The sequence below is a fragment of the Phenylobacterium sp. genome, from assembly GCF_031181185.1.
GTDB lineage: Bacteria > Pseudomonadota > Alphaproteobacteria > Caulobacterales > Caulobacteraceae > Phenylobacterium.
In genome coordinates, this window is record NZ_JAPSKZ010000123.1 from 1 (window position 1) to 10,946 (window position 10,946).

General features: G+C 67.5%; 7 protein-coding genes. 1 reads left to right on the forward strand and 6 read right to left on the reverse strand.

Going from position 1 to position 10,946, the window contains the following annotated elements; all coding sequences use genetic code 11:
- Nucleotides 1-59: 59 nt before the first annotated feature.
- The 5 genes from tuf to RIF93_RS14425 all read right to left on the reverse strand — a co-directional run bounded on the left by tuf (nt 60) and on the right by RIF93_RS14425 (nt 6,519).
- On the reverse strand, nt 60-1,250 hold the full coding sequence (tuf, locus tag RIF93_RS14405) for an elongation factor Tu (protein ID WP_309092144.1): 1,191 nt from the start codon (nt 1,248-1,250) through the stop codon (nt 60-62).
- A 48-nt stretch (nt 1,251-1,298) separates the two neighbouring features.
- Nucleotides 1,299-3,377, reverse strand: a complete 2,079-nt coding sequence (gene fusA / locus RIF93_RS14410; RefSeq protein ID WP_309092145.1) for an elongation factor G — start codon at nt 3,375-3,377, stop codon at nt 1,299-1,301.
- 101 nt (nt 3,378-3,478) lie between these two features.
- On the reverse strand, nt 3,479-3,952 hold the full coding sequence (gene rpsG, locus RIF93_RS14415; RefSeq protein ID WP_012521784.1) for a 30S ribosomal protein S7: 474 nt from the start codon (nt 3,950-3,952) through the stop codon (nt 3,479-3,481).
- Between the two features lie 12 nt (nt 3,953-3,964).
- On the reverse strand, nt 3,965-4,336 hold the full coding sequence (gene rpsL, locus RIF93_RS14420; protein WP_257837985.1) for a 30S ribosomal protein S12: 372 nt from the start codon (nt 4,334-4,336) through the stop codon (nt 3,965-3,967).
- Between the two features lie 215 nt (nt 4,337-4,551).
- On the reverse strand, nt 4,552-6,519 hold the full coding sequence (locus RIF93_RS14425) for an alpha/beta fold hydrolase (protein ID WP_309092146.1): 1,968 nt from the start codon (nt 6,517-6,519) through the stop codon (nt 4,552-4,554).
- A gap of 153 nt (nt 6,520-6,672) precedes the next feature.
- On the opposite strand from RIF93_RS14425, the gene RIF93_RS14430 reads away from it, so the two are divergent.
- Nucleotides 6,673-7,362: a hypothetical protein gene (locus RIF93_RS14430; protein ID WP_309092147.1), complete on the forward strand. Its 690-nt coding sequence runs from the start codon at nt 6,673-6,675 to the stop codon at nt 7,360-7,362.
- A 123-nt stretch (nt 7,363-7,485) separates the two neighbouring features.
- On the opposite strand, the gene rpoC is transcribed toward RIF93_RS14430, so the two are convergent.
- Nucleotides 7,486-10,946: DNA-directed RNA polymerase subunit beta' (gene rpoC, locus RIF93_RS14435; protein ID WP_309092148.1), on the reverse strand; the 3,461-nt coding region annotated here is incomplete at its 5' end.

A 10,946-nucleotide genomic window follows, 5' to 3' on the forward strand; every position in this document is an offset into this window, starting at 1 on the left:
ACGCCGGGTTTCCCCGGCGGCCCTCTGCAGTCTCTACGCTGTGAAGCGTGTGGAGGATCCTACTTCAGGATCTTGGCCACGACGCCGGCGCCGACGGTGCGGCCGCCTTCGCGGATGGCGAAGCGCAGGCCCTGGTCCATGGCGATCGGCGTGATCAGCTCGACGAGCAGCTCGGCGTTGTCGCCGGGCATGATCATCTCCACGCCTTCCTTCAGCTTGATGATCCCGGTCACGTCCGTCGTCCGGAAGTAGAACTGCGGACGGTAGTTCGTGAAGAACGGGGTGTGACGGCCGCCCTCTTCCTTCGTCAGGATGTAGGCCTCGGCCATGAACTCGGTGTGCGGCGTGATCGAGCCCGGCTTGCAGAGCACCTGGCCCCGCTCGACGTCCTCACGCTTGGTGCCGCGCAGCAGCACGCCCACGTTGTCGCCCGCCTGGCCCTGGTCCAGCAGCTTGCGGAACATCTCGACGCCCGTGCAGGTCGTCTTCTGAACCGGACGGATGCCGACGATCTCGACTTCGTCGCCCACCTTCACGATGCCCTTCTCGATCCGGCCCGTCACCACCGTGCCGCGGCCCGAGATCGAGAACACGTCTTCCACCGGCATCAGGAACGGCTGGTCGATCGGACGCTCCGGCTGCGGGATGTAGCTGTCCACCGCCTTCATCAGCTCCAGGATCGCGTTCTCGCCGATCTCCGGATTGCGGCCTTCAACCGCCGCCAGCGCCGAGCCCTTCACGATCGGGATGTCGTCGCCCGGGAACTGGTACGACGAAAGCAGCTCGCGCACTTCCATCTCGACCAGGTCCAGCAGCTCGGCGTCGTCGACCATGTCGACCTTGTTCATGAACACCACCAGCGCCGGCACGCCCACCTGACGGGCCAGCAGGATGTGCTCGCGCGTCTGCGGCATCGGGCCGTCCGCCGCCGAAACCACCAGGATCGCGCCGTCCATCTGCGCCGCACCCGTGATCATGTTCTTCACGTAGTCGGCGTGGCCCGGGCAGTCCACGTGCGCGTAGTGACGGTTCTCCGTCTCATATTCCACGTGCGCCGTGTTGATCGTGATCCCGCGCGCCTTCTCTTCCGGCGCCGCGTCGATCTCGTCGTACTTCTTGGCCGTAGCCCCGCCGGTCTTCGCCAGCGTCATCGTGATCGCCGCCGTCAGCGTCGTCTTGCCATGGTCCACGTGACCAATCGTGCCGATGTTGCAGTGCGGCTTCGTGCGTTCGAACTTCTCTTTGGCCATTTCAAGCTCCAGCCCTGTCCGGGCTTGTCCTCTCAGCTAGGGTTGGAATTAGGCGTACTTCTTGATCACTTCTTCGGCGACGACTTGCGGCACCGTGTCGTAGTGGCTGAACAACATGGTGAACTGAGCCCGGCCTTGAGACATGCCGCGCAGGTTGTTCACGTAGCCGAACATGTTCGCCAGCGGAACGTAGGCGTTGATGACCGTGGCGTTGCCGCGCACGTCCTGCCCCTGGATCTGACCGCGGCGGCCGTTCAGGTCGCCGATGACCGAGCCCAGGTATTCCTCGGGCGTCACCACTTCCACGTTCATGATCGGCTCGAGCAGCTTCGGAGCGCCCTTCTCGCGCAGCTCCTTGAACGCCGCGCGCGAGGCGATTTCGAACGCCAGCACCGACGAGTCGACGTCGTGGTAGGCGCCGTCCACCAGGGTCGCCTTGAAGTCGATCAGCGGGAAGCCGGCCAGCAGGCCGTTTTCCTTGGCCGACTCGAGGCCCTTCTGGACGCCGGGGATGTATTCCTTCGGCACCGCGCCGCCGACGATCGCGCTCTCGAAGACGAAGCCCGAACCCGGCTCGCCCGGCTCGAACACCAGCTTCACGCGGGCGAACTGGCCCGTGCCGCCGGTCTGCTTCTTGTGCGTGTAGTCGATCTCGGCGCGACGGCCGAGGCTCTCACGGTAGGCCACCTGCGGCGCGCCAATGTTGGCTTCCACCTTGTAGGTGCGCTTCAGGATGTCGATCTTGATGTCGAGGTGCAGCTCGCCCATGCCCTTCAGGATCGTCTGCCCCGACTCGTGGTCGGTCGAGACGGTGAAGGACGGGTCCTCGGCGGCCAGCTTCGCCAGGGCGACGCCCAGCTTCTCCTGGTCGGCCTTCGACTTGGGCTCGACGGCGATCTCGATCACGGGCGCCGGGAACTCCATGCGCTCCAGGATCACCGGGGCCTTGTTCGGATCGCACAGCGTGTCGCCGGTGCGGGTTTCCTTCAGGCCGGCCAGGGCGACGATGTCGCCGGCGTACGCTTCCTTGATGTCCTCGCGGTTGTTCGAGTGCATCAGCAGCATGCGGCCGACGCGCTCCTTCTTGTCGCGCGTGGAGTTCAGCAGGCCCATGCCGGTCTCGAGCTTGCCCGAGTAGATGCGGCAGAAGGTGAGCGAGCCCACGAAGGGGTCGTCCATGATCTTGAACGCCAGGACCGACAGCGGCTCGTCGTCCGACGCGCGACGCTCGACCTCTTCTTCCGTGCGGAAGTCGATGCCCTTGGTTGGCGGGATGTCCACCGGCGACGGCAGGTAGTCCACGACGGCATCCAGCAGCGGCTGCACGCCCTTGTTCTTGAACGCCGAGCCGCAGAGGATCGGATAGAAGGCGCCCGTCAGCACGGCCTTACGGATGCACTTCTTGATCACCTCTTCCGAGGGCTCTTCGCCCGAGAGGTAGGCTTCCATCGCCTCGTCGTCGAGCTCGACGGCGCTCTCGATCATGTAGTTGCGGGCTTCCTCGGCCTTGGCCTTCAGGTCGGCCGGGATCTCTTCGTCCTGGTACTTCGCGCCCAGGCCGTCGTTGTCCCAGACCACCGCCTTCATGCGGACGAGGTCGACGATGCCGCGCAGGGCGGACTCGGAGCCGATCGGCAGCTGGATCGGAACGGCCTTCGCGCCCAGGCGGTCGCGGATGCTCTCGACCGACTTGTCGAAGTCGGCGCCCAGCTTGTCCATCTTGTTGACGAAGACGATCCGCGGAACCTTGTATTTGTCGGCCTGACGCCAGACGGTCTCGGTCTGCGGTTCGACGCCGGCATTGCCGTCCAGCACGGTCACGGCGCCGTCGAGGACGCGCAGGCTGCGCTCCACCTCGATGGTGAAGTCCACGTGGCCGGGGGTGTCGATGATGTTCAGGCGCTTGCCGTTCCAGAAGGCGGTCGTCGCGGCCGACGTGATCGTGATGCCGCGCTCCTGCTCCTGTTCCATCCAGTCCATGGTGGCCGCGCCGTCATGGACTTCGCCGATCTTATGGCTCTTGCCGGTGTAGTAGAGGATCCGCTCGGTCGTGGTGGTCTTGCCCGCGTCGATGTGGGCCATGATCCCGAAGTTGCGGTAGTCTTCGATCTTGTGGGTGCGGGGCATAGCGGAAGCTCTGCAAAAAGGTATTTCGGGGGAGGCTGAACGAACGGCGCGGGCGGTTTATCTCAAACCGCCCGCGCCGGGAAGCTCACTATGACGGGCGCTTACCAGCGGTAGTGCGAGAAGGCCCGGTTGGCTTCGGCCATCTTGTGGGTGTCTTCGCGCTTCTTCACCGCCGAACCGCGGTTGGAAGAGGCGTCCAGCAGCTCACCGGCCAGCTTTTCGGTCATCGTGTTCTCGCCGCGCGAACGGGCGGCGTTCACCAGCCAGCGGATCGCCAGGGCGCGACGGCGCTCGGGGCGGACTTCCACCGGGACCTGGTAGGTCGCGCCGCCGACCCGGCGGGAGCGGACCTCGATGGCCGGCGCCACGTTGTCCAGGGCCGCGTGGAAGGTTTCCAGCGGGCCCATGTCCTTGCGGCGGGCTTCCAGGATGTCGAAGGCGCCGTAGACGATGTTCTCGGCAACGGCCTTCTTACCTTCGTACATCACGTAGTTCATGAACTTGGTGACGACGAGGTCCCCGAACTTCGGATCGGGGAGCACTTCACGTTTGTCTGCGCGACGGCGACGGGACATCTCGATAAATCCTTACTTCGGACGCTTGGCGCCGTAGAGCGAACGGCGCTGCTTGCGGTCCTTGACCCCTTGGGTGTCGAGCACGCCGCGCAGGATGTGGTAGCGCACGCCCGGAAGGTCCTTCACGCGGCCGCCACGGATCAGGACCACCGAGTGTTCCTGAAGGTTGTGGCCTTCGCCGGGGATGTAGCACACCGCTTCGATGCCGGTGGTCAGGCGCACCTTGGCGACCTTCCGGAGAGCCGAGTTCGGCTTCTTCGGGGTCGTCGTGTACACCCGGGTGCAGACGCCGCGGCGCTGCGGGCAGCCCTTCAGGGCGGGGACCTTGTTCCGCGCGGGCTTCGACTGGCGAGGCTTGCGGATGAGCTGGTTGACTGTCGGCATCTAATCTCGCTTGGGAGGCGTGTGCCGTTTGGCCGGGGCGCCTCGGTTGGGGTCCTGATTTCGTAGGTTCGAGGCCGGTCCGCTGAACGCAAAAACTCGCCGGGACGCCCTTGTCGAGCGTTCCGGCGGGATCGGCTCATCGGACAGGAGAAGAATCCCCGGTCTCGAAAGAGCGCGCTACATAGTCGGAAGCGGCCCTCCCGTCAACGCGAGTCCTAGGGACGTGCGACGGGAAGATGCTTGGTCAGAAAGGCGTCCAGCGCCTCGAGGATCTTCTGGCGCGCCGCGGTCGTGCCCAGGTTGTGGTTCTCGCCCGCCAGCACGATGTGCTCGACAGGCTTGCCGGCGAGGCCCAACGCCGCGGCCATTCGCGCGGAATGCTCGGGCGAGACGGTCGTGTCCTTGTCGCCGTGGATCAGCATGACCGGGATGCCGGCGCGCGCCGCCTGCTTCAGTGGCGAAACCGCTTCGAGCCCCTGCGCCGACGACGCCCGGACCTCGGCGCGCAGCAGCTGGTAGCCCTTGGAGTCGTGGCCGAAGTCAGTTCCGTACTCCCCGATCAGCGCCGCCAAGTCCGACACGCCGTTGATCGAGGCGGCGCAGCGGTAGGCGCCCGGATGGAACACCGCGCCCGAAAGCGCCGAGAAGCCGCCGAAGCTCGCGCCGACGACGCACGCGCGCCCGGCGTCCGCCCGGTCGGCGACCGCGGCGACGCCGTCCAGGAGGTCGGTCTGCATCTTGCCGCCCCACTCGCCTTTCCCCGCCGCCTCGAACGGCGCCCCGTAACCAGTCGAGCCGCGATACTGCGGGCGCAGCACGGCATAGCCGCGGGTGGCCAGGAACTGCGTCAGATAATCGAAGCCCGGCCCGTCATGAGCCGCCGGGCCGCCGTGCGGCAGCACGACCAGCGGCGGCTTGCCGCCGGAAGCCCCGCTGGGCGGCAGCGTCAGGTACGCGGGTATCTCCAGACCATCGCGGGCCTTGTAGCGGAAGAAGGTGGTGGTCCCGAGCGCCGCAGCCGCCAGCTCCGGGTACTCCTCGCCGACGGGGGAAAGCTCCTTGCGGGGGCGGTCGTACAGGAACCACTGCGGCGGACTATCCGCGCTCTCAGCTACTACGATGAAGCGGTTCAGGTCCTCGGACCAGGACGCCAAGCGCGTCTGGCGCCCCTTGAACGCCCGCGACACCGTAGCCTGCACGTTGGCGAAAGTCGGGTCCAGCCACTCGGTCGCCGCCTGGTCACCGCTCGCGGTGACGCCGACCACCGCGTTGCGGTGATCGTCCCAGAACAGGTCGAGGTCGGCGCCCTTCACGGGCTTGCCCACTGGCTCGCTCGCGCTCCCGGCCGCCTTGGTCCGGGTCACCTGCATGCCCTCGGGCCCAGGGGTGGCGAAGTAGAAGCTCTCGTCGGCGTCGGAGTAGCCGAGGTACTCGCGGCCGTCCTCTCCGTTCTGCAGCAGCTTCCAGGTCTCCTGCCCCTTCGGCCGGCCGAAGATGCTGCGCTTCTGTGTGTTCTCGTCGACCTTGAACATCGCCCGGGCCTCGCCCGACAGGTCGACCTCCCAGCCTTCGATGTCGAAGTCGCCGCGCTCCACCGGCGGGCCGCGTCCCGTCGCCGGATCGACGGCGTAGAGCGCAAGCACCCGCATGTCGCCGCTCTCGCCCTTGCGAGCCAGCCGCGTGTTCATGTCCCGGTCTGGACCGGCGGCCAGCGTAAGCCCTGTCACGATCACCCGCGCCGGCGGGCCCTTCACAATCCCGACGATCGACTGATTGGTCAGCTGCGACGACAGCGCGTGGCCGCTCAGCAGGTAGGAGGCGAACTTGCCCTGGGGCGTGATCGCCGCCGTCCGGACCAGGCGGTAGTCCGCCCGGGGGCCCACCTTGTCCCAGGTCGCCACCCTGGCCAGAGCGTATTCCTCGCCGGCCCAGGTGACGCCCAGGGTCTCGACCGCGCCTAGCTTGATCACGTTCATGCCGGGCTGATCGATGACGGTGAAGGCGATGGTGCGGTCGGCCGGCGCGCCGCCCAGGATGGCGATGCGTTGCCCGGCGGGCGAGATCTGCGCCTCGGTCACGGCGGGCAGGCGCGCGAACGCCGAGGCTGGCGGAGGCGACTGGGCCCACGCCAGCGCGGGCACGCTCGCGGCCAGCGCGAGTCCGAGAAGATGATGACGATACATGGCAGCCCCCTACCCGGCGCCGACGTTACGGGTCCCTCGCGCGTGGCGCAACCTTGGCGGGCTCTCTCACTTTGGGGTAGTCGCCCCGCCATCAAATCGCCTTGCCGGCCGCGCTAGGCTCTTATGGCCAAGCTTGACCATGACTGGAGCGCCATGCGGCCGGCTGGACGGGGCCGAACCTACAATGCCGTGGCGATCTCCGTCGTCGCGCACGTCGTCCTTCTGGCGGCGCTGGCGCTGCATGTGCCCAGACTGCGCACGCCCGAGGTGCGCTCGGGCCCGCCCCAGCCGATCATCCCGGTGCTGATCCTGCCCCGCGTGCCGCCGCCCGAGGCCGGCGGACCGCCTACCCCCATCCGCCTGCACCGCCGGCCGCTGCGGCACGCGCCAGCGAACTTGCCGGTGGCGCCCCTCGTCGCCCCCGAGCCGAAGGCCGAGCCTCGTTCCGAACGCGCCCCCTCGCCCGTCCGCACGATCACGCCTGATCCGGTGGCCGAGAATGCGCGGCAGGCGCTTCGCGGCCTCGTCGGCTGCGCCAACCCGGCCAGCCTCAGCCGCGAGGAGCGCGAGCGGTGCGAGCAGCAGCTGGCGCGCGGCGCCCGCGACGCGCCGTTCATCGGCCTGGGGCTTGAGCGGGGCAAGGACGCCGACTTCGGGCGCACGGCCGCCCGGCGGGAAGCCGACTACCGCTACAAGCGCAGCGAGGAGTCCCGCGTGCGCGCGCCAGGCTCACAGCTCGACTGGGATGTCCAGCGCAGCCCGCCGGGCGGCGCCTCCCACATGAAGGGCATGGGGAGTTCGCCCCACGGGATCAGCGGCGCCGCCGGCCGGCCTCGCAACTAGGGCGGTCCTCTTGGTGGGCTCCTGATCATCTAGGCGCCCCGGCCCGCCAGCCAAGCCAGAAAACGAAACGGCCCGGGATCGCTCCCGGGCCGTCCGTTACGCATAGGCTACTGGAGAGAGCTCTTACGACTCGACCTGCTCGCCCACTGCGGCGTCGGCGATCTCGGCCGGCAGCGGCTCCATCGCTTCTTCGCGGCTCTGGGTGAGCGCCTCGTCGCGCTTGGCGGCGATGCGCTGCAGGTTGCGCAGGTACGAGCCCGTGCCCGCCGGGATGAGGCGGCCCACGATCACGTTCTCCTTCAGGCCTTCCAGGGTGTCGATCTTGCCCTGGACGGCGGCCTCGGTGAGCACGCGCGTCGTCTCCTGGAACGAGGCGGCCGAGATGAAGCTGCGGGTCTGCAGCGACGCCTTGGTGATGCCCAGCAGGACCGGCTGCGTGAGCGCCGGACGGCCGCCGCGGGCTTCCGCCTTCTCGTTCTCTTCGTCGACCTCGAGCTTGTCGAGGTGGTCGCCCTTGAGCAGGCCGGTGTCGCCCGGCTCGAGGATCTCCACCTTCTGCAGCATCTGACGGACGATCGTCTCGATGTGCTTGTCGTTGATCGGCACGCCCTGCAGTCGGTAGACCTCCTGGATCTCGTTCACCAGGAAGTCGGCCAGCGCTTCGATGCCCTGGATGCGCAGGATGTCGTGCGGATCCGGGTTGCCGTCGATGAGGTACTCGCCCTTGCGGATGATGTCCCCGTCGTGGACCGCGATGTGCTTGCCCTTCGGGATCAGGAACTCGACCGCCTCGCCGCCGTCTTCCGGCGTGATCTTGATGCGGCGCTTGTTCTTGTAGTCCCGACCGAACTCGACCCGGCCGTCCATCTCGGCGATGACCGCGCAGTCCTTCGGACGCCGCGCTTCGAACAGCTCCGCCACCCGCGGCAGACCGCCGGTGATGTCGCGCGTTTTGGCGCTTTCCGTCGGAATACGCGCCATCACCTCGCCGGGCTTCACCTCGTCGCCGTCGCCGACGGAGAGAATGGCGCCCACGGGCAGCAGGTAACGGGCTTCACCGCCGTTCGAGATCCGCTTGTACGAGCCGTCTTCGGCCAGCACCGCCATGGCCGGGCGCAGGTCCGAGCCCTTGGAGCTGGCGCGCCAGTCGATGACCACGCGGTTCGAGATGCCGGTCGCCTCGTCGGCCTCCTCGCGGAACGAGAAGTTTTCGACCAGGTCCTCGAAGCGGACCTTGCCGCCCACTTCGGTGATGATCGGCGTGGTGTAGGGGTCCCATTCGGCCAGGCGCTGGCCGCGCTTGACCTTGTCGCCGTCCTTCACCCGCAGACGGGCGCCGTACGGGACCTTGTAGGATTCCCGGTCCTTGCCGTCGACCTGCACCGTGAGCATCAGGTTGCGGCTCATCGAGATGAGCGCGCCGTCCGGAGACACCACGGTGTTGCCGGTGATGCGGGCCACGCCTTCGTTCGCGCTTTCGTAGAACGACTGCTCAGCCACCTGGGCGGTGCCGCCGATGTGGAAGGTCCGCATCGTCAGCTGAGTGCCCGGCTCGCCGATCGACTGGGCGGCGATGACGCCCACGGCCTCGCCGATGTTCACCGGCGTGCCGCGCGCCAGGTCGCGGCCGTAGCAGGCGCCGCAGACGCCGGTCTTGGTCTCGCAGGTCAGAACCGAGCGGACCTTCACCGACTGGACGCCGGCGCTCTCGACCAGGTCGATCATGTTCTCGTCGAGATAGGTGTCGGCGGGAACGATGACGTCGTTGGTGCCCGGATCCTTCACGTCCTCGGCCGCGAAGCGGCCCAGGATGCGCTGGCCGAGCGAGACCAGCACGTCGCCGCCTTCGACCACGGCGCGGAGCGTGATGCCCCGGGTGGTGCCGCAGTCTTCCTCGGTGATGATGCAGTCCTGCGCCACGTCAACCAGACGGCGGGTCAGGTAACCCGAGTTCGCCGTCTTCAGCGCCGTGTCGGCCAGGCCCTTACGGGCGCCGTGGGTGGAGTTGAAGTACTCCTGGACGGTCAGGCCTTCCTTGAAGTTCGAGATGATCGGCGTCTCGATGATCTCGCCCGAGGGCTTGGCCATCAGGCCGCGCATCCCGCCCAGCTGCTTCATCTGGGCCTGCGAGCCCCGGGCGCCCGAGTTGCTCATCATGAAGATCGAGTTGATCTCGCCCTGACGGCCGTCGGGGCCGATCGGGGCCGAGCTGACCTCGGCCATCATCTCGTCGGCGACGCGGTCGGTCGCCTTGGCCCAGGCGTCGACCACCTTGTTGTACTTCTCGCCCTTGGTGATCAGGCCGTCGGCGTACTGCTGCTCGTACTCTTCCACGAGCTTGCGGGTCTCTTCGACGATCGGAGCCTTGCGGGCCGGGATGACGATGTCGTCCTTGCCGAAGGAGATCCCCGCCTTGGCCGCCTCGCGGAAGCCCAGACCCATGATCTGGTCGGCGAAGATGACCGTCGCCTTCTGACCGCAGTGCCGATAGACGGTGTCGATCAGGTTGCCGATTTCCTTCTTGGTCAGGTTCTTCTCAAGAAGGCGGTGGCCCACCGCCGGGTGGCGGGGGAACAGGGCGGCGATCTTCATTCGGCCGGGGCTGGTCTCGATGACCTTGGTCACGAGGTTCCCGTCGGCGTCCATCTCCGTGTAGCGGCAGCGGATCTTCGAGTGCAGCGAGACGACGCCGGCGTCGAGAGCCGCTTCGATCTCGCCCAGGCTTGCGAACGCCTTGCCCTCGCCGGGCTCGCCGTCCTTGACCAGCGAGAGGTAGTAGAGGCCGAGGACGATGTCCTGCGACGGCACGATGATCGGGCGCCCGTTGGCGGGCGACAGGATGTTGTTCGTGCTCATCATCAGCACGCGCGCTTCCAGCTGGGCTTCCAGCGAGAGCGGGACGTGGACGGCCATCTGGTCGCCGTCGAAGTCGGCGTTAAACGCCGCGCAGACCAGCGGGTGCAGCTGGATCGCCTTGCCTTCGATCAGCTTGGGCTCGAACGCCTGGATGCCCAGGCGGTGCAGCGTCGGCGCGCGGTTCAGCAGCACCGGGTGCTCGCGGATCACCTCGTCCAGGATGTCCCAGACGGCCGGCTGCTCACGCTCGACCATGCGCTTGGACTGCTTGACGGTGCCCGACAGGCCCTTGGCGTCCAGACGCGCGTAGATGAACGGCTTGAACAGCTCCAGCGCCATCTTCTTGGGCAGGCCGCACTCGTGAAGCTTCAGCTCGGGGCCCACGACGATGACCGAACGGCCCGAGTAGTCGACGCGCTTGCCCAGCAGGTTCTGGCGGAAGCGGCCCTGCTTGCCCTTCAGCATGTCGGCCAGCGACTTCAGCGGGCGCTTGTTGGCGCCCGTGATCACCCGGCCGCGGCGGCCGTTGTCGAACAAGGCGTCGACGGCTTCCTGCAGCATCCGCTTTTCGTTGCGGATGATGATGTCCGGCGCGCGCAGTTCGATCAGGCGCTTCAGCCGGTTGTTCCGGTTGATGACCCGGCGGTACAGGTCGTTCAGGTCCGAGGTCGCGAAGCGGCCGCCGTCCAGCGGCACCAGCGGACGCAGTTCCGGCGGCGCCCGGTCGG